The following is a 19,692-nucleotide window of genomic DNA, read 5'->3' as shown; positions in this document are numbered from 1 at the left end:
GCTCGCTTTACTGCAACCGGACAAAGAGCAATGGCAAAACAGCGGGTAGGTATCGTATTTGGCGGCAAGTCGGCCGAACATGAAGTGTCTTTACAGTCGGCCAAAAATATTCTTGAGGCGATCGATAAAAACAAATACGACGTGGTGCTGCTGGGGATCGACAAACAGGGCGAGTGGCATCTGAATGACGCTTCAGGCTTTCTGCTCAACGCCGACAATCCGGCGCTGATTGCCCTGAACCGCTCCGGTGAAAATGTAGCGCTGGTGCCCGGCAGCCGCGCGGAACAGCTGATTACGCGGCAGCAGGCGCAGCCGCTGTCGCAGCTGGATGTCATCTTCCCGATTGTGCACGGCACGCTGGGCGAAGATGGCTCGCTGCAGGGACTGCTGCGCATGGCCAATCTGCCGTTTGTCGGGTCGGATGTGCTGGGTTCCGCGGTCAGCATGGACAAAGATTTCACCAAACGCCTGCTGCGCGATGCCGGCCTGAAAGTGGCGCCGTGGCTGAGCGTCACCCAGACGCAGCGCGCGGCGCTGGATGTACAGGCGGTGATTGCGCGCTTTGGCCTGCCGCTGTTTATCAAGCCAGCCAATCAGGGATCATCCGTTGGGGTGAGCAAAGTGACGCAGCCGGATGAATTCGACGCGGCGCTGGATCTGGCGTTCCGCTTTGACCGCAAGGTACTGATTGAACAGGGCATCAGCGGCCGTGAAATTGAGTGCGCGGTGCTGGGTAACGAGGCGCCAGAAGCCAGCCCGTGCGGTGAAATTGTGGTGCACGACGCTTTCTACTCGTATGACACCAAATATATCAGCGAGAGCGGCGCGCAGGTGGTGGTACCGGCTGACATCAGTGCGGAAGCCAGCGAGGCCATTCGGGCTGTAGCGATTACCGCGTTCCAGGCGCTGGAGTGCTTTGGCATGGCGCGCGTCGATGTGTTCCTCACCGAAACGGGCGACATTATTGTCAACGAAGTGAATACATTACCCGGCTTCACCAACATCAGCATGTATCCCAAACTGTGGCAGGCGGCCGGCCTGAGCTACAGCGATCTGATCACCCGCCTGATTGAGCTGGCGCAGCAGCGTCATCAGCAATCCAGCCAGCTGAAAAGCAGCGTGTAACCTGCGATGGCGTGGCTCAGGCCACGTCATGCGCCATGCTGCGCGGCGCGATTGCCGGTGAGGTCTGATTGCGGCCATTGCGCTTGGCAACGTAAAGGTGTTTATCCGCCGCTGACACCAGCCGGTTGATTACCCCCGGCCATTCACGTTCGTTAACCGCACCGCCGCGCGCCAGGCCGAGGCTGACCGTCACGGTCACGGTGTTGCCCTGAATCCAGAACTTCTCTTTCACCATTGCCTGACGAATCACTTCGGCCAGCTGAAACAGCTGGCTGTGGGTGTAATCAAATACCACCACCACGAACTCTTCGCCGCCAAAGCGGCACACCAGGCCGCGACTGCCGACCACGTGCTGAATACGGCGCGCAATCTCCTCCAGCACGCCATCGCCGGCATCATGGCCGAAATTGTCATTAATGGCTTTGAAGTAGTCGACATCCAGCATAATCACGCCGGCTTCACGCTGCAGGGAAAACGGCTGCTGGCGCAGGTTTTCATACAGGCCGGAGCGCGACAGTAGCTGGGTGAGGAAATCATAATTGGCGCGCAATGCCAGGCGATGGTTAAGCTGGCGAATGGCGTCCATGCTCACCGCTACCAGCAGCGGGCTGAGCGCCACGGTGGCCACGCCGAGCCGTGCGGAAGTGAGATGGCTGATGGGCAGCAGCGAATCATCGCCCTGAATATTCATCACGCCGTGCGAGACCAGCACGATCTCGGTGATGCCGGTGAACAGAATCACCAGGCTGGTGATCGGAATCGGCAGAACAATGGCACACCAGATCAGCGCCGGCACCGGGAAGGTCAGACTGCCCGCGCCACCAATCAGCGCCCCCACCGTCAGCGACAGCGCCACGGCGAGCAACGGCAGCAGCCTGGCCGGGTGTACCAGCGTCCGCAGCGGCACGCTGCGCAGCGGACGCGTCAGCATCACCGGCAGCAGCATCAGCGAGGTGGAGAACTGCTCGCTGAACCAGTCGGCCCACGCCACCACAAAGCGCGCGTTGAAGTCGATATCCTGCGCCCACGCCCCCCAGGTGGCGCAGGCTGCCGCGCCGAGCAGGCACGCCGGAAAGATGCGCATGGCGTTGAACACCTGGCTGTTTGCGGTTGGCGATTGCAGATGCTTAATCAGCATGCTGACTGACACCAGAATAAACAGGATATTGGCAAAATTAATCGTCACCGCTGGCAGTGCCCAGCCGGAAAAGACCGTATCGTTGAAAATCATGGCGGCAAAACACACCAGATAACTGGAGGTGGTGTGTAAAAACGGGTTGCGCACCATCAAACCGGCGATGAGGGCATTCACCGGCCAGAACAGGGAAAACTCTTCGGGAATACGCAGGTGGCTGCCAATAAAGCAGAAGAACAGCGTAATAAGACACAGCGAAAGAGCATTCTTTTTAACATTATTCTCTTCAAACAGCTTAACGCGCATACGTCTGAACCCTGTAACCTGAAATCGCTGCCATCCGTCGCTGGCATCAGCAATCATTTAACCTGAAAAATCCGTGCGATAATTCGCTAATTAACCCGGTATTCGTCGCCCTGCTCTGCGACTGAGCGGCGCTCACTCTGCCATGAAAGCCAGAGACGAGCTACCAGCCCCGCCGGCAGCATGTGAAACAGGCAGGCGCAGTGAGCGGCAATTATGCCGTATAAATAAAAAAATCGGATATCCGGGATATCCGATTCTGGCGAAAAAAACTGCATGACTGCGCGCGGGAACGTTATTTCACCGCCACCGGCCACTGGCTCAGCCGGATGCCGCGCTCACCGGCGCTATCCCCGAAATCCTGCAGCACCGCTTTCACGTCCGCATCCATATACTCGGCGTTATCGTGATCGACAATTACCACGCTATTTTCCGGGATCTCCGCCAGCAGCCCCTGCAACTTCGGGTTGTGCATAAAGGTCAGGTTTTGCTGAAAGCGCAGCACGTAATGGTCGTCATAGCGGGTAAGCTGCAGCGCGTTGCGATGGCTTTGGTAGATGCTGCACAGAATCTGCGTCGCGATACCGATACCAATCCCGGCCAGCATGCCAAACACAATGATACCGCCGATGGTGGCAAGAAACGGCACGTACTGCTGCGCGCCCATGCGAATCTGTTCGACGAACAGGCGCGGCGTTGCCAGCTTATAGCCGGTATACAGCAGCACCGCCGCCAGGCTGGCGAGCGGAATCGCGTTAAGCAGAGCGCTGAACCACAAGCCACAAATCAGCAGCAGCACGCCGTGCAGCAGAATCGACAGTTTGGTTTGGGCACCCACGCTGACGTTGACCGAACTGCGCACAATCACCGCGGTAATGGGCATCGCGCCGAGCAAGCCGGCGGTCAGGTTACCGATGCCCTGCGCGAACATCTCTTTATTCGGTGACGGCGCCGGGTGCTGCGGACGCAGTTTTTTCAGCGCCTCCTGGCTGAGCAGCGTTTCAAGGCTGGCCACCAGCGCCAGCGTAATCGCTACCACCCACACCGACGGATTCTGCCACGCCAGCCAGTCAGGGGTTTCCAGCTCCGCCACCAGCGCCGACATACTTTCAAACGCCGGCAATACGATACGCGGCAGGCCTTCGCCGAGGATGGGAAACAGGCGATCGCCCAACACCGTGGCGAGGCAGCCAAACAGCACCGCCACCAGCGGGCCGGGGATCCAGCTCAGCGCTTTAACCGCTTTGATCGCGGGCGTGGTCCACAGCCACAGAATCAGCAGCCCGCTACCGGCCACCAGCATCGCGCTGAGCGAAAACGAAAACTCCCCGCTGACCAGCGACTGCAGACCGGCATCGCTTGCTGCGCCCAGCGCCACCGGAATCTGCTGCATAATCAACAGCAGGCCAATGGCCGCCAGCATCCCTTTGATGACGCTACCTGGCACCAGTGAGATAAAACGACCGGCGCGCAGCAGGCCGAGCATGCACTGCAGCACGCCAGCCAGAATCAGCGCGGTGAGAAATGCGGAAAAGCTGCCGAGCGTCTGGATTGAGGCCACAACAATGGTCACCAGCCCCGCCGCCGGGCCGCTCACGGCAAAGCGCGAGGGACTGAGCGCGGTAACCAGCAGACCGCCGATCACCCCGGTGAGCAGACCGGCAAAGGGCGGCAGACCGCTGGCCTGCGCGATGCCCAGACACAGTGGCAGCGCCACCAGAAACACCACCAGACCAGCAGGAATATCCTGACGAAGCGTTTGCAGATTCATGATGAGGGTTCCTCTGACGATTGCTGGATTAACTCTTTCAGATGGCCGGACTGCAGGTCATAAACGCAGCCAAATACATCCAGCTGCTGTCCGGCCTGCCAGGCCTGTTGCACCGGCTCGCAGCGCACCAGCTGGCTAAACTGGGCGATGACATTGGCTTCAACCAGCTGGTTAAGCTTACTGCTCTCCTCTTCCTGCGCGGGACTGGCGTGGTAGGCCACCAGCCCGTGCTGCAACGCGCGGCGCAGCGCGGCAATGCGCCGGGCAAGCGCCGAATCCTCCTGCGCTAACGGGCTGGCAGGCAGACCCAGCGCCGCCTGCACGCCGCCGCAACCGTAGTGACCGCACAGCACAATGCGCTCGACGCCGAGATAAAAAATCGCGTACTGCAGTACGCTGAGAAAGTTGTCATCGTCCGGTAGCACCATATTGGCGATGTTGCGGTGCACGAATAGCTCGCCCGGATGCGAGCCGGTCAGCACTTCTGCCGGTACGCGACTGTCGGAACAGCCAATCCACAGGGAGTGGGGTTTCTGCTGATGCAGATATTGTTCAAAGTAATCTGGATTACGCTCGCGGCGCTGGAGTGCCCAACTGCGATTTTTCGCTAATAAGGGTTTAAGGGTCGTCACAATTATCTTCTCTCTGTATCCGCAAATAGCGCTTCCGGGCAAATAAATGCATGGCGCAGCACGGTTTTGGCGTTCTGTGGCAGGTGAATACGGCGCTTTCTCACAGAAATTGGTTATAGACGCTTATGAATTGATTTGCACCATGAATATTTCAGCCCGGCAGAAGAAGCGACCTTATGTAAAATAAGTGTCAGCAAATGTCACGACAAAGTAAGTTAATGCAAGTGACGCAATCAGCAGGAATTTCATTAAAAATAAATATAATCAGTCTATTAATATGATTTTTTAAAACGCATTTCGGATGCACTGACAAATATATACACGTAAAACTTTTGCGCCTTTATGCTGTTATGGTGGATTACGCTTTGCTCGCTGAGAAAAATCCTAATTACTAAATTTATGAATAGTGTTATCAGCTGGTTTTAACGTTATTTGCGATGATATTTCACTGAAGGCGGCGGAGGGATTAAGTAAGAGATCGGGAAAATGATAAGCAGAATAATAATTACAAAGAAACGTAAATATCACTGGCGCTGACCGCCTGTAATAAGCGCCCGCCAGGGCAGGCGCTATTTCGCTTGACGAATTATTTACCGTTCCAGGCTTTCATGCGGGATTCACGCACCTGCAGCTGCTGTTCCGGGGTTAACTTATTGTAGTTTTCAGCCATGCCGCTCTCCCAGTCGCCGTACAGTGGATTGGGCAGCACAATGAACTGGGTGCCAAAACGCTGATGGTTGAGCGTGACAAACTGCTGGCGCTGCGCGTTGCCCTGATGCCAGGTGGCACCGCCGAAGTCATTCAGGTTATCGCCGATATACAGCACCACGTTGTAGCCGGCATTTTTAATTGCGTCGAAACGCGCCTGTTTATTGGAGTTGCCGGTACTGAGACGCACCGTTTTGTCGCTTACACCGCTGAAGCCCAGCTTGTTGAGGTTATCGACTGTGGCCGCGTAGTCTTTCTGATCGCGGTTCGAGACGTAGAACATGGTGCCGCCGTGGCTATTCACGTAGTTGGCAAATTCGACGGCACCGGGCACCGCGGTCGCCTGACGCGCCTGCGTCCACGCTGACCAGGTTTTACCGGAGAACGGCTGGCCGTTTTTTGCCTGCCACGCGCTGTAGGCGCTGTTATCGATCATGGTTTCATCCAGATCAACAATCACCGCTTTGGGTTTGCCGGTGAGCGAAGGAGCGTTATCAAACGCCATGCGTGCCGTGTTGAACGCCTGCCAGCTCAGCGCCTGATACTCGCCAGACTGCTGGAACCAGTTGACTGCCAGCACCGACTGCTGACCAAGTTGCTGCTGAGCCTGCTGTTTTTGCGGTTGGGCACAGCCGGTGAGCGTCAGGGCAATCAGGCCCGCCGCGGCCAGCCAGGAGGTGTTTTTCATCATGTCGTCCTTAAGTGATTATGGTCAGTTTTTGTAAAGCTTTAAAAATGTAGCAGTTAACGTAAGCTGTGGGCAGAGGAAAACCGGGGTCAGGTCACAGGAGACACTTATGGATAATCGCGGGCCGCGCTCGGCGCTGCTGGAGAGTCAACGCTGGCTGGAGTATGCCTTTCAGCCTGCCGGTCAGCCGGCACCGGCCGCTGCGGCTTACGGACAGCAGCGGCACAGCGCAAAAGTGGTGCTGGCCGGACAAAACCGGCCGCCGAAAAGTTGTGAATCCGATGGAGTGATCAGTGACGATCATCAGCCGGTTGCGGTTTACACCGCTGACTGTCTGCCAGTGCTATTTGCCGATGTGAAAACGCATCAGGTGGCGGCGGTGCATGCCGGCTTGCAGGGTACGCTCGGCGGCGTGCTGAGCAGTGCCCTCGATCAGCTGCTGGCGGGTAGCGCGACGCCGGCATCCCTGCTGGTGGCGATCGGTCCGGCGATCGGCCCGTGCTGCTATGAGCTGGGCGTTGATCGCATCGCACAGATGCAGCAGCGCCCGGACCTGCCGGCGCTAAGCTGGTCACAGCAACAGCCGCATAATCCGCAGGCGATCCGACCTCAGGCACAGGCGCATCATCAGGGAGTATGGTTTGATTTGCCTCAGCTGGCGCAGAGCCTGCTGTTACAGCGCGGCATTCCGGCGGCGCAGATTGATCGCGTGGCGGTGTGTACTTATTGCATGGCGGAGGCGGGTTCGAGCTATCGCTATAACACCCATTTTGACAGCGGCTATCAGTCACGTTTCTCGTGGATTCGCCGCCGCGCGTAAGCACGCTTCACCTCCCTGTGAAGCGCGGGCCTTAGTGAATGATGGCGTTGAGCGCCAGCACACCGGCGAGGCCGAGGATGGAGATCAGCGTTTCCATTACCGTCCAGGTTTTCAGGGTTTCAACCACGCTCAGGTTGAAATAGCCTTTGAACAGCCAGAAACCCGGATCGTTCACGTGCGAAGCGATCACGCTGCCTGAACCAACCGCCAGCACCATCAGCGCCGGATCGGTATGGGTGGCGGCAATGATCGGCGTTACGATGCCGGCGGTGGTGATCGCCGCGACGGTGGCCGATCCCAGCGCGATGCGCAGCATTGCCGCCACCGTCCAGCACATCAGCAGCGGTGACAGCGACGATCCTTTCATCAGATCGGCGATGTAATTACCGACACCGCTATCCACCAGCACCTGCTTAAAGGCGCCGCCGCCGGCAATGATAAAGACGATCATGGCGATGGCGGCAATCGAATCGCCACACATATCCATCACCTGCTCCATTTTGCGCCCGTTACGCAGACCGAGGGTGAACACCGCAATTACCACGGCGATAAACAGCGCCACCGCCGGGTTGCCGATAAATTCAAAGAACTGGCGCAGCGCATTCTCTTTCGGCATCGTCAGTTCGCAAACTGCCGCAATCGCCATCAAAACCACCGGAATCACCGCGGCAAAGATGCTGATAAAGAAGCCCGGCATCTCCTCTTCAGTGAAAATTTTAGGGTTATACAGCCCTTCCGGCGGCGACTTTTCGAAGCTTTTGAGGAATTTTGAGAAGATCGGACCGGCAATGATCACCGTCGGGATGGTAATGATTAAGCCGTACAGCAGCGTGGTGCCGAGATTAGCACCAAAGATGGTAGCAATGGCGGTTGGACCGGGATGCGGTGGCAGGAAGCAGTGCGTCACCGACAGCGCTGCCACCATCGGCACGCCGACGTACAGCAGCGGCAGTCCGGCTGCCGCAACGATGGTGAACACCAGCGGGAGCAACAGTACAAAACCGACTTCATAGAACATCGCCAGACCGACGATCAGTCCGGTGACCACCAGCGCCCACTGCAGCCGCTGTTTACCGAACGCGGCAATCAGCGTGGTGGCCACCCGCTGGGCAGCGCCGGTATCGGACACCAGCCGCCCGAGCATGGCACCAAAGCCGAGGATCATCGCCAGGCCGCCGAGCGTGGAACCAATACCTTTCTGAATCGAGGCCATCACATTGAGCGGCGTCATGCCTTCGGCGATACCTACCACCGCCGAGACAAACACCAACGCAATGAAGCCGTTGACCTTGAAGACAATCATCAGAACCAGCAGCAGTATCACACCCAGCACAATTATGGTTATTGGCATTTTTTATTATCCTTAGGAAGACAGAGGGGTGTTTAAGGTTTAGGCGCGCGCCGGCAATTACGCCAGCCGCGCCACGCCATTACACGGCGACGCGCATACCGCCATCAACAAACAGCAGATGGCCATTGACGAAATCAGATGCGCCCGACGCCAGGAACACCGCCGCGCCAATCAGCTCTTCCGGCTTGCCCCAGCGCGCAGCCGGCGTACGTTTGGTCAGCCAGCCGGTGAAGGCCGGATCGTCAGCCAGCGTCTGGGTCATCTCGGTGACGAAATAGCCCGGCGCAATGGCGTTAACCTGAATATTGTGGCGTGCCAGCTCCACGCACATGCCGCGCGTCAGCATGGTGACCGCGCCCTTGGAGGCGGCATAGGGCGTGATGGTGTCGCGGCCCAGTTCGCTCTGCATTGAGCCGATGTTGATGATTTTTCCGCGCTGACGCTGCACCATTCTTTTCGCCACGGTTTGTGACACCAGAAACACCGCTGTCTGGTTGACGGCAATCACGTCGTTCCAGTCCTGCTCGGGAAACTCGAGAAACGGCCGGCGGCGCTGAATGCCGGCATTGTTCACCAGGATATCAATCGCGCCCCACTGACTTTCAATCTCCTCCACCGCCTGCTGAACCTGCGCCGACTGCGTGACGTCAAAGGCCTTCGCCCGTGCGTGATAACCCAGCTCGCGCAGTTTCGCCGCGCCCTGCTCTGCGCCGCACTCGGTGGTGGCGTTGATGATCACCTCCGCGCCCGCCTCCGCCAGACCGCGCGCCAGCAGAAAACCGATGCCGCGCGCCGAACCGGTGAGCAGCACACGCTTGCCCGCCAGGGAAAATAGCTGACTCATACTGACTCCTTAAAACGTTAACTGGACTTTCGCCGCCCGGGTTTTATCACCGGCAAACTGCAGCGCCGCGTCGATATCCTGTAAGTCATACTCGCCGCTGAACAGCGGCAGCGGATTGACCACGCCGCCTGCCAGCCAGTCAACCGCCGTGTTGAATTCGTGGGTGAAACGGAAAGAACCGACCAGATTGATCTCTTTGGCGATCAGCATCATCAGCGGGAAATCCGGAATCGTACCGCCCATGCCAACCTGTACCAGCGTGCCTTTGGCGCACACCACGTCGAGACAGCGCTGCAGCGAAGATGGATGGCCGGAAGCCTCGAAAGCGACATCGAAGAAGCCTTTATCTGCAAGGTAAGGCATGAAATCACCGTCAGCAGCGTGGATCACCCCGGTCGCGCCCATCTGCTGCGCCAGGCTGAGCGAGCGTTCGCTGATATCGCTGCAAATAATCTCTGCAGCTCCACGGGCTTTGGCAGCGGCGGCAATCAGACAGCCAATCGGCCCGACGCCGGAAATGAACACGGTTTTGCCGCTCAGATCGCCCGCCTGCTGCGTGGCGTGGATGCACACGGCCAGCGGTTCAGCAAACACCATTACGCTGTCATCGGCCTCCTGCGGAAACGGCACGCACTGCACGCTATCGACCACCTTGTATTGCGTGAAGCCGCCATCCACGTGTGGCAGATACATGGCGCTGCCGAAAAAGCGCATTGAGGTGCACTGATTTTGCTGCTCGCGCAGACAGTATTTACAACTGCCGCACGGCTTTGAGGGATTGACCGCCACTTTTTGATTGGGCTGGAGCTGCGGATCGTCGCTCTCCACCACGTAGCCGATCACTTCATGGCCGAGGATCATCGGCATCTTCACTTCAAAGCTGCCGACTTTACCTTCCTGATAGTAGTGCAGATCGGACCCGCAGATGCCGCCGCGCGTGATGCGCACCAGCGTGCCGGTGCCGTCCCACTGCACCTGTTGCTGTGCGACGCTGACCTGTTTTTTGCCGGTAATGACGCAGGATTGCGTTTCAATGTTCATCGTAGCCCCTTCAGTGCTGTAGCAATGGGGGCTATCACAGCGGGATACGGCCGGCGAAACTGTGACGAACATCACTCAAAGCGATGTTACAAAACGGCTGTTACCGGGAACGTGATGCAGAGAGGCGGAAAAGCAGACGGCGGCCATCCCTGACCGCCTTAAAGAAGGATTAGCTGCCCGACATCAGGTCGTGGCTGTATTTGAACAATTCCGAATCTGAGCGCAGGCCGAGCTTTTTCAGCGCCGACTGCTTTTGTCCGCTGACGGTTTTGCGGCTGCGTTTAAACTTCACGGCAATTTGCGACACGCTGAGCCCATCCAGAAAACAGCGCACCACTTCTACTTCGCGCGGGCTGAGGGTTTTGACCTTCTCATACATATTGCCTTTGCTGGAGAGATCGAGGTTTTCGTTGATGGCGTCTTCATTCATCACGTAGAGGTTTTCCACCTCGTACGCCACTTCCTGTGACAGGAATAGCCGCCCCTGCGCCACCTGACGAATCGCCTGGACGATCTCCTGCATATTGTGGCTTTTTCCAATAAAGCCCTTAACGCCGGCGCTCAGCACCATTTTGACAATCGCCGGACTCTCCATGGACGATGAGATCAATATCTTTTGCTGCGGATAGTGATTTCGCAGCTGTTTCACCAGGGCCAGGCCATCCAGTTCCCGCTCGCCCAGCAAAAAGTCCAGCACCAGCACATCCACCGTAGTGCTGCGCAGCTGACTAAACAATTCATTACTTGAAGACCAGGTCCCGACCAGATGAATATCGGGTTCGTGTTTCAGGCATAACTCGAAAACGGTACGAACCATCGGGTGATCATCAAGGACAGCGACACGCACCTGTTTATTATGTGCATATACCATTCTTTTATTCCTTTATTACAGTCTCAATTTTGTCCAGTACTGATAACCACACCAGTGAAAATGACCTGAAAGTATGCGCTGACCGCTGCAGAGAAAATCGCCTGCAACGGTTTAAACCAAACGTCACCAGGTTAACAAAAATTAGAATCTTGCTTACGCGTTTAACTTATTACCGCTATTTAAAAGGTAGTGTTACCGGATGAATGGCCAGCAGCGGTTAGCGGCCCCGGAAAAACTGCGAAAATTCTGACGTAACTCTGCGAAAGGACCACATAAGAATTGTCTTGAAAGGTCATTTTATGGATAAACCGTTGAAATTTTTGAAATCAAAGCAAAAGCAATATCTAAAAAAAACTGCAAATGTTAATAATGAGTTAAACATTCGAGAATGGTCGCAAAATATCCTTAATGCGGCATTAGATCAGGTAGGCGGGAAAAATCTCTTTATACTCCTTTTCCCTTATCGGCATTAATGACTTTATTTTCTTCAGGAACGCACGGTGTTTAATCCTGTTAATTTCATCCGTCTGGCGGGCGTGGTCCTGTTTATTTTTTTTTGCGGCGCGCTACAGGCGCAGATCAAACCGTTGCAGCTTTTAGCGCGTTACGATACCGCACAGCCCGCGCTGCAGCTGGCGGAGCCCATCTCTTCAGCCTTTCGAAATAAAGTGATTAAAGTCGCGGTGGCCGGTAAATCACAGCCACCGATATATATGGATACCGATACGCGCCGCTTCGAAGGCCTGAGCGCCGATTACCTGTCGCTGATACAAAGCATGCTGGAGACCAGCATTGAGCTTTATCACTTCCCCAGCCATAGCGCCGCGCAGCAGGCGGTGCTGAAAGGCGAAATGCATATGCTGGCGATTTACGTCGCCCAGCCGTCGTCACAGTCGCAGCCGCTGCTGGCCAGCGCCCCGTGGATGCTGGATTACAGCGTGATGGGACTAAAGACCGACAGCGACCTTTTTCTCAATAACGGCATGCCCGAGCAAGTCGCCTGGTCAGGCACGCCGCTACAGCGCCAGTACCTGGAAGAGACATACGAAAACGCGCAGCTGGTGCGTTTCCCGGGCTACTATGATGCCGTTGCCGCCACCGTTTATGGTCAGACGGCGCGCGTCTGGGGAAATGCGGCGACGCTGACGCACCTCAACCGCTATCTGTTTGCCAACGCGCTTACTATTCTGGCCGATGAGCATACGATTCCGCTCAACGTCGGTTTCGGCATCAGTCCGCTGTATCCTGCGCTGGCCGACGCCATCAACCAGGCGCTGCCGCAGATTCCGCTGTCTATCCGCATGCAGATTGCCAAACGCTGGCAGCTCGATCCCCATCATGTACTGCAACGCAATCCGCTGGCGCTCACCGCCGACGAAGAGCAGTGGCTGCAAAACAACATTCACATCGAGACCACCTTGCCGCTGGCGCAGGCACCGCTCAGCAGCCGGACGCCGGCAGAGCAGTTTCGCGGCATGGCGCCGGACGTGCTGGAGCTGATCACCAGCCAGACCGGCCTGAATTTTGTGGCGCACGCCAGTCATGAACACCCCGGCGGACGTCCTTTGCCAAAGCTGTTTCCACTGGAAATTCTGGAGCCACAGTTCGAAGCACAACCGGCTCTGATTACGCGTCCGTGGCTGGTTTCGCATTGGGTGATCATCCGCAATCAGCAGCCGGGAAACATTATGGCGCGCGACACCTTTCCGTTTGGTTCGGCGCTTATGCTAAAAAATCCGCTAATGAAAAGCTGGCTGCAGGAGCACTATCCGCACCTGTCGGTCAGCGATACCGATCGTCCGCTGGATGCGCTGCGCCAGCTGCTGGCGCGCAAGGTCGATGCGGTGATCGTGCCGAAAATTTTTGCCGACTATCATCTGCGCAACCATTTTGGCAGCGGGCTGATCGTCGAGGGTACGCTGGGCGCCGATCCCGCACGCTTTGTGATGCGCGTAGAGCCAGGCAATGAGACGCTGATCAGCATTCTCGATAAAGCGTTGCTGGCCATCCCGCCGGAAACGCTGTTTAAGCTGATGGCGCAGTGGCGTCAGGCGGAACCGCCGTTTCTCAGTAGCTCGTGGCAGAACTATAAGCAAACGATTCTGCTGATCGTTTCGGTATCGCTGGGATTGATTCTGTTGATCCTGCTGTGGAACCACCATCTGCGCAAAGTGATTCAGCAGCGTATGCAGGCAGAGAATGCGCTAAAAAATCAGCTCAATTTTACCCACACGCTGTTTAATGACTCGCCGGTGGCAATGTACATCCGCGATAAGCAAACGCGGCTGGTGGACTGTAACAATGCCTATCTGCGCTTTTTGCACATCAAACGCGACGAGGTAATCGGTAAACGACTGTCGGACGTGTTCAACACCAATAACGCCAGCATTCATACCATTGAAGATGGTTACCAGCAGACGCTGCTGGATGGTGAAGCGGTAATGCGCGACGTCCAGCTGATGTTTGGCCAGCAGGCCTTCCATCTGTACCACTGGACGCTGCCGTTTCGCGATCGGCTGGGGGAAGTTGCCGGGGTGATCGGCGGCTGGGTCGATGTCACCGAACGTAACGCGCTGTTGCAGGAGCTGCAGCTGGCCAAGGACACCGCAGACAAAGCCAACCGCTCCAAAAGTGAGTTTCTCGCCAGCATGAGCCATGAGATCCGCACGCCGCTGCACGCCATCATTGGTTTGCTGGAGCTGGAAACCCGCTCGCAGCCGTGTGAGACGCTGTCAGAGAATATTCGCGTCGCCTACAGTTCGGCGCGTGCGCTGCTGTCGCTGATCGGCGATATCCTCGATCTGTCAAAGATCGAATCTGGCCAGTATCAACCCACGCCGGAAACCGTTTACCTGCCGGATGTGATCGATCAGGCGGTGACGCTGTTCCGCAACAAGGCCGAAAGCAAAGGGATCGATCTGCGCGTAGAGATGGACATCGCGGCCTACTGGGTACAGACCGATCCGCTGATGATCAACCAGCTCCTGTCTAACCTATTGAGTAACGCCATTAAATTTACCGATCGCGGCAGCGTAACCGTGGTGCTGATGCAGGGGATTGGCCAGGAAGAGGAAGGTTGTGAGTTCGTCATAGAAGTGAGCGATGACGGCTGCGGCATGACCGAGGAGCAGCAGCAGGCGATTTTTGAGCCGTTTGTCCAGGTCGGTGAACGTCAGCAGCAGCAGATTGGCACCGGTCTTGGCCTGAGCATCTGCCGCAATCTGGCAGAGCTGCTGGATGGCGAACTGATTGTGGAGAGTACGCCAGGTGAAGGATCGGTGTTCTCCTTCTACTTCCGCGCGCCGGCCGGCGAACCGCGCGATCAAACCCAACCGCATCTGTCACAGCCGCTGGTCACCGACAAGCTGTCGGTGCTGGTGATTGATGATCATGCGCCTAATCGCCTGCTGCTGGGTAAACAGCTGGAGCTGGCGGGCCATCAGGTGGTGGTGAGCGAAAGCGCCGTCGAAGCGCTGAAGCTGTGGCAGCAGGATCCGCTGCGCTTTGACCTGATCATTACCGACTGCAATATGCCTGGCATGAACGGGTTTGAATTTGCCCAGGCGCTGCGCCAGCATGAACGCCACTATCATCTGCCGCCGATCACGCTATACGGCCTGACCGCCTCCGCCGAGCAGCACATCATGCAGCGCTGCCTGCAGGCTGGCATGAACGACTGTCTGTTCAAGCCGCTGAATCTGGATACGTTGCTGGCGCAAATCACCCACTGTACGCGCCGCACGCCAAACGCGCCTGACAGCGAGGCAGCAGCCGTGACCGGGCAACCTGTTGCTGATACCGCCGTCGCCGCGCTGCCGGCCCCTGTGGCGGTCCCGACTTTTGCGCCGCTGCTGATGCAACTGGCTGAGCGCGATCCTGCCAGCTGCATCACCCTGCTGGAAAGCATTCGCACCAGCCACGATGAATTGCTGGCAGCACTGCAGCAAACCACTGATACTCACGCGCTGTCACAGCTTGGCCATAAGCTGAAAGGCGGTGCCAGCATTCTTAACGCCAGCGCGCTGATGGAGCTGGGGCGCAAGCTGGAGAAACACCAGCAGGAAGGACACGATGTCGCGCAACTGATTGCCGCCATCGCGTGCGAAATTAACACCGTCAATGAAACATTAATTATCTTTGAACAATATCGGCTGAAAAATCAGCAGGTTTTATAAAAACATAATCTTATCAAGACATTTCTCGGTTCGCCGGGATAAGCCGCCAGACATAATGTCCGCCAGCGCCATCATATCGGTGTCGTAAAAGGGAGATCTATGTTTAATGCAAAAATTCTCATCGTTGATGAGCATCGCCTTGTTGCGGCTGGGGTGCAGGCTTTATTATTAATGAATGGCTTTAATTGTGTCACTACAGCAAACACAATTAATGATGGTATTGACGATGTTATTCATCAGCACATCGACATCCTGATTTTAGATCCTGATTTCAAAGAGAAAAATGGCATCGCCTTTTTACGCGATATCGTAAAATCTAAAACCTGGATGAAAGTCATTCTGCTCAGTCAGAGCAGTAACAATCACCTGCTTATACAATCGCTTAGTCAGGGCGCTAACGGCTTCGTGTCGAAATACGATCCAATTCAGACGCTGATCGCCGCCATTGGCTGCGTATTTAACAATGTAAATTATCTGCCCGGCGATATTCTTGACCGGCGCCAGCGCTATGTTAATGAACAGGATATGCTGTCGCGCCTGACCGAGCGGGAAACGCTTATTTTACGTCAGCTGGCGCAGGGAAAATCCAATAAAATCATTGCCTGTGAATTAGGATTAAATAACAAAACTATCAGTACTTATAAAACTAAAATTTTTCAAAAGCTCGAATCAAAGAATCTGGTCGATATTATCGAACTGGCACGGCGAAATGGTGCCTGCTGATGCCAAAATCAAGACCAGTCTTGCGGATTAATCCGACTGAGGCATGGCATCATCACCTCGTCCTCACCCGGGATTGTTATAGAGATTGAGTCATACAGGAATTTATAACCACAGAGCTAATTTATTAGCCCAATCTTCATGCCATTACAGGGCGCGCAGGTTTCTTCCCGTGCCTGGCGAAAGTGGTCCGATACTTTCGTCTGCGACTTGCCGCCCTGCTTTTTTTTGAGGTTTCTCACAGGCTGAGCGCCGCAAATTTCCAGCCCGCACTTTTCCCGCTAGAGTTCACTCATCCGACCACTCACTGAGTAAGTGATCATGACTGAGCGTTATCCGCATCTGTTTGCCCCGCTGGATCTGGGCTTTACGCAACTGAAAAATCGTTTCCTGATGGGCTCAATGCACACCGGTCTGGAAGAGCATGCCGATGGCGCACAGCGCCTCGCCGCCTTTTACGCCGAGCGCGCCCGGGAAGGCGTTGCGCTGATTGTGACCGGCGGCATCGCGCCCAATGCGCAGGGCGTGGTGGCGCAGGGCGGAGCCATGCTGACGGACGAAACGCAGTGCGGCTGGCACCGCCAGATAACCGATGCAGTACATGCACAGGGGGGCAAAATTGCGCTGCAGATCCTGCATGCCGGACGTTACAGCTATCAGCGCGATCTGGTGGCGCCCTCGGCGTTACAGGCGCCCATCAACCCGTTTACACCGCAGGTACTGAGCGAAGCGCAGATTGAACAAACCATCGCGGATTTCGCGCGCTGCGCCCGGCTGGCGCAGCAGGCCGGTTACGACGGTGTCGAAATCATGGGTTCGGAAGGCTACCTGATTAATCAGTTCCTGGTCGCCCATACCAATCAGCGCGACGACGGCTGGGGCGGTGATGTGGCGCGGCGGCAGCGCTTTGCACTGGAAGTGACGCAGGCGGTGCGCGCCGCCGTCGGCGAAGCCTTCATCATTATTTTTCGCCTGTCGATGCTCGACCTGGTGAATAACGGCAGCTCACTGCAGGAGACGCTGCAGCTTGCCACGGCGCTGGAGCAGCGCGGCGTGACGCTGTTCAACAGCGGCATTGGCTGGCATGAAGCACGCATTCCCACCATTGCCACCTGCGTGCCGCGCGCCGGTTTCGCCTGGGTCACGCAGCATCTGCGCCAGCACGTCAGCGTACCGGTTATCGCTACCAACCGTATAAATCATCCCCAGGTGGCGGAAGAGATTGTGCGCGACGGTATTGCCGACATGGTGTCGATGGCGCGGCCATTTCTTGCCGATGCCGCGTTTGTCAGCAAAGCGCAGGCGGGCCAGCCCGACGCCATCAATACCTGCATCGCCTGTAATCAGGCCTGTCTCGATCAAATCTTTGCCGGCAAGGTCACTTCCTGCCTGGTCAATCCGCGCGCCTGTCATGAAACGCTGATGCCGGTCATCGCCGCCGCGCAGCCAAAACGGCTGGCGGTGGTGGGTGCCGGTCCGGCAGGTATGGCGTTCGCGCTGCAGGCGGCGCAGCGCGGCCATCATGTCACCCTGTACGAAGCCGATGCGCAGATTGGCGGCCAGTTTAATATCGCCCGCCAGATCCCCGGCAAGGCGGAGTTCAGCGAAACGCTGCGCTATTTCCGCCATCAGCTGGCAGCCGCAGGCGTTGAGCTGTGCCTGAATCATCGCGTCAGCGCCGACGAACTGGAACAGGCGGATGAAGTCATCATCGCGACCGGCATCACACCGCGCCAGCTGGCGATTCCGGGCATCGATCACCCCAGCGTGCTGAGCTATCTCGAGGTGATACGCGACAAAAAAACGGTTGGCCAGCGCGTGGCGATTATCGGTGCCGGCGGCATTGGTTTCGACACAGCGGAGTTTCTGCTGCAGCACGCCGATCGCGAGGAAGACTTCTACCAAAGCTGGGGCATCGATCGCAGCCTGCAGGCGCGCGGCGGTTTAGTGCGTCCACAGCCGGCTCCTGCCGACCGCCAGATCTGGCTGCTGCAGCGTAAATCCGGCAAGCCGGGCGCCGGGCTGGCGAAAACCACTGGCTGGATCCATCGCGCCAGCCTGCAGGCGCACGGCGTGCAGATGTGGGGCGATGTCGAGTATCTGAAGATTGATGATGACGGGCTGCACCTGCGCCATCAGGGGGAAGCGCTGACGCTGGCGGTAGATAACGTCGTGATTTGCGCCGGTCAGGAACCGCTGCGTACGCTGGCGCAGGCGCTGGCCGCACGCGGCAAAGCCGTGCGGCTGATCGGCGGTGCCGACGTCGCGCAGGAGCTGGATGCACGGCGCGCCATTGCTCAGGCCACCGAACTGGCGCTCAGCCTGTGATTAACGCAGCTTGACCGAACGCAGCACCACAAATTTGGCGTTAGAGGCCACCAGCTCGCAGTTGCCAAACAGCTTCTTCATTTTCTGATGATAGCCAAGGTGGCGGTTGCCGACGATGCGCAGCTCGCCGCCATACTGCAGGCAGCGTTTGGCGTCACGCAGCATCTGCCACGCCAGGTGGTCGGTCACCGCGTGCTGCTGATGGAACGGCGGATTGCACAGCACCGCATGCAGCCGGTCCGACGGAAAACCGCTCAGCACGTTGTTAACCCGAAACTGGCAGCGCGCCAGATCCTGTGGCCGGTTCAGCTCAACGTTGAGCTGGCTGGAAGCCACCGCCATGTAAGATTCATCGACGAACAGCACCTCGGCCTGCGGATTCTGTTCCAGCGCCTGCAGGCCAATCACGCCGTTACCGCAGCCGAGATCGACGATTTCGCCCTCAATATCGTGCGGCAGGTGTTGCAGAAAGAAGCGCGCGCCAATATCCAGCGCCGCGCGGGCGAACACATTGGCGTGATTGTGGATGTGATACGGCGTCTCGTCGAGCGGCCACACGGTGGTCGCCGGCACGTCCGCCAGCGCCGGGGCGCTGAAATGGCTGTAAATCAGACGCGCTTTTTTCCACGCCAGCGAGGTTTTGCTCTCACCGAGAATGCGTTCAAACAGCTGCAGCGTGGAATTATGGATATCTTTGGCTTTACCGGCCGCCAGAATCAGGGTATCCGGCGTGACGACCGTCCGCAACGCGCGCAGCTGGTGCTCAAGCAGCGCCAGCGCTTTGGGCAGCTTAATCAGTACCGCCGCCGGGGCAGCCGGCAACGGCGCCAGGCTATCAAGAAAGTGTACCGACGCTTCATCCAGACCGTTGAGACGCAGATTCTGCCGGGCGGCCTGCTGGCTGAGCCACGAGTCGCTGACGTGCCAGATTTCCCGATCGTTCAGCCCGCAGGTCAGCGCGCCAAAGCTGTCATTGAATACCAGCACCGGGCCTGCCGGCAGCGCCTGCTGAAGCAAATATTCATCTGCGGCGTCCCACGCCTGTAGCGGGCTCTCTTCGCGCATCGGCGGGAAGCGCTGAAGCGTCAGCGTGCGATCGGTCAGTTCAAGTTGGCTCATGGAATCTCCGGCGTGGTACACTTTGCGCGATTTTCGCCCTGAAAAGGGGGCGCAGTATACT

14 protein-coding genes are annotated in these 19,692 nt (G+C 57.2%); 5 read left to right on the top strand and 9 right to left on the bottom strand.

Going from position 1 to position 19,692, the window contains the following annotated elements; translation table 11 throughout:
* Positions 1-30: 30 nt before the first annotated feature.
* The gene (gene ddlA, locus AC6I8F_RS02565) at positions 31-1,125 is read left to right on the top strand and encodes a D-alanine--D-alanine ligase (protein WP_021509683.1); all 1,095 of its coding nucleotides are present in this window, start codon (positions 31-33) and stop codon (positions 1,123-1,125) included.
* A 16-nt stretch (positions 1,126-1,141) separates the two neighbouring features.
* Here ddlA and AC6I8F_RS02560 read toward each other — a convergent pair whose 3' ends face one another.
* The 4 genes from AC6I8F_RS02560 to AC6I8F_RS02545 all read right to left on the bottom strand — a co-directional run bounded on the left by AC6I8F_RS02560 (position 1,142) and on the right by AC6I8F_RS02545 (position 6,362).
* Positions 1,142-2,566 (bottom strand): GGDEF domain-containing protein, encoded by a 1,425-nt coding sequence (locus AC6I8F_RS02560; RefSeq protein ID WP_058776404.1) that lies wholly within the window; start codon positions 2,564-2,566, stop codon positions 1,142-1,144.
* Between the two features lie 292 nt (positions 2,567-2,858).
* Positions 2,859-4,334 carry a SulP family inorganic anion transporter gene (locus AC6I8F_RS02555; RefSeq protein ID WP_498028445.1) on the bottom strand — a complete coding sequence of 492 codons (1,476 nt, stop codon included), beginning with the start codon at positions 4,332-4,334 and terminating at the stop codon, positions 2,859-2,861.
* Complete coding sequence (locus AC6I8F_RS02550) at positions 4,331-4,972, bottom strand: carbonic anhydrase (protein ID WP_159378467.1); 642 nt, start codon at positions 4,970-4,972, stop codon at positions 4,331-4,333. The genes AC6I8F_RS02555 and AC6I8F_RS02550 overlap by 4 nt, the downstream gene beginning before the upstream one ends.
* Before the next feature lie 580 nt (positions 4,973-5,552).
* Complete coding sequence (locus AC6I8F_RS02545) at positions 5,553-6,362, bottom strand: 5'-nucleotidase, lipoprotein e(P4) family (RefSeq protein WP_058771313.1); 810 nt, start codon at positions 6,360-6,362, stop codon at positions 5,553-5,555.
* 109 nt (positions 6,363-6,471) lie between these two features.
* Between AC6I8F_RS02545 and AC6I8F_RS02540 the strand changes: the two genes are divergently transcribed.
* The gene (locus tag AC6I8F_RS02540) at positions 6,472-7,182 is read left to right on the top strand and encodes a purine nucleoside phosphorylase YfiH/LACC1 family protein (RefSeq protein ID WP_498028444.1); all 711 of its coding nucleotides are present in this window, start codon (positions 6,472-6,474) and stop codon (positions 7,180-7,182) included.
* 31 nt (positions 7,183-7,213) lie between these two features.
* Here the strand turns inward: AC6I8F_RS02540 and AC6I8F_RS02535 are convergent, their stop codons facing one another.
* The 4 genes from AC6I8F_RS02535 to AC6I8F_RS02520 all read right to left on the bottom strand — a co-directional run bounded on the left by AC6I8F_RS02535 (position 7,214) and on the right by AC6I8F_RS02520 (position 11,289).
* Positions 7,214-8,533: a gluconate:H+ symporter gene (locus tag AC6I8F_RS02535; RefSeq protein ID WP_058771315.1), complete on the bottom strand. Its 1,320-nt coding sequence runs from the start codon at positions 8,531-8,533 to the stop codon at positions 7,214-7,216.
* A 79-nt stretch (positions 8,534-8,612) separates the two neighbouring features.
* Positions 8,613-9,377: a gluconate 5-dehydrogenase gene (idnO, locus tag AC6I8F_RS02530; protein ID WP_262257052.1), complete on the bottom strand. Its 765-nt coding sequence runs from the start codon at positions 9,375-9,377 to the stop codon at positions 8,613-8,615.
* 9 nt (positions 9,378-9,386) lie between these two features.
* Entirely contained in the window at positions 9,387-10,418 is a 1,032-nt protein-coding gene (gene idnD / locus AC6I8F_RS02525; protein WP_262257050.1) for an L-idonate 5-dehydrogenase, read from the bottom strand.
* A 169-nt stretch (positions 10,419-10,587) separates the two neighbouring features.
* The gene (locus AC6I8F_RS02520; protein ID WP_058759838.1) at positions 10,588-11,289 is read right to left on the bottom strand and encodes a response regulator; all 702 of its coding nucleotides are present in this window, start codon (positions 11,287-11,289) and stop codon (positions 10,588-10,590) included.
* A 500-nt stretch (positions 11,290-11,789) separates the two neighbouring features.
* Here AC6I8F_RS02520 and AC6I8F_RS02515 point away from each other — a divergent pair, with 500 nt between their 5' ends.
* The 3 genes from AC6I8F_RS02515 (at position 11,790) to AC6I8F_RS02505 (ending at position 18,512) form a co-directional block, all read left to right on the top strand.
* The gene (locus tag AC6I8F_RS02515; RefSeq protein ID WP_498028443.1) at positions 11,790-15,464 is read left to right on the top strand and encodes an ATP-binding protein; all 3,675 of its coding nucleotides are present in this window, start codon (positions 11,790-11,792) and stop codon (positions 15,462-15,464) included.
* Positions 15,465-15,563: 99 nt separating this feature from the next.
* Positions 15,564-16,187: a response regulator transcription factor gene (locus tag AC6I8F_RS02510; protein ID WP_021509694.1), complete on the top strand. Its 624-nt coding sequence runs from the start codon at positions 15,564-15,566 to the stop codon at positions 16,185-16,187.
* 318 nt (positions 16,188-16,505) lie between these two features.
* On the top strand, positions 16,506-18,512 hold the full coding sequence (locus tag AC6I8F_RS02505) for a 2,4-dienoyl-CoA reductase FMN-binding domain-containing protein (RefSeq protein WP_498028442.1): 2,007 nt from the start codon (positions 16,506-16,508) through the stop codon (positions 18,510-18,512).
* Here AC6I8F_RS02505 and rlmG read toward each other — a convergent pair whose 3' ends face one another.
* On the bottom strand, positions 18,513-19,631 hold the full coding sequence (rlmG, locus tag AC6I8F_RS02500; RefSeq protein WP_058771320.1) for a 23S rRNA (guanine(1835)-N(2))-methyltransferase RlmG: 1,119 nt from the start codon (positions 19,629-19,631) through the stop codon (positions 18,513-18,515).
* Between the last annotated feature and the right edge of the window lie 61 nt (positions 19,632-19,692).

Source organism: gamma proteobacterium symbiont of Axiagastus rosmarus (assembly GCF_059730925.1).
This window is presented reverse-complemented; position numbering and strand designations above follow the sequence as displayed.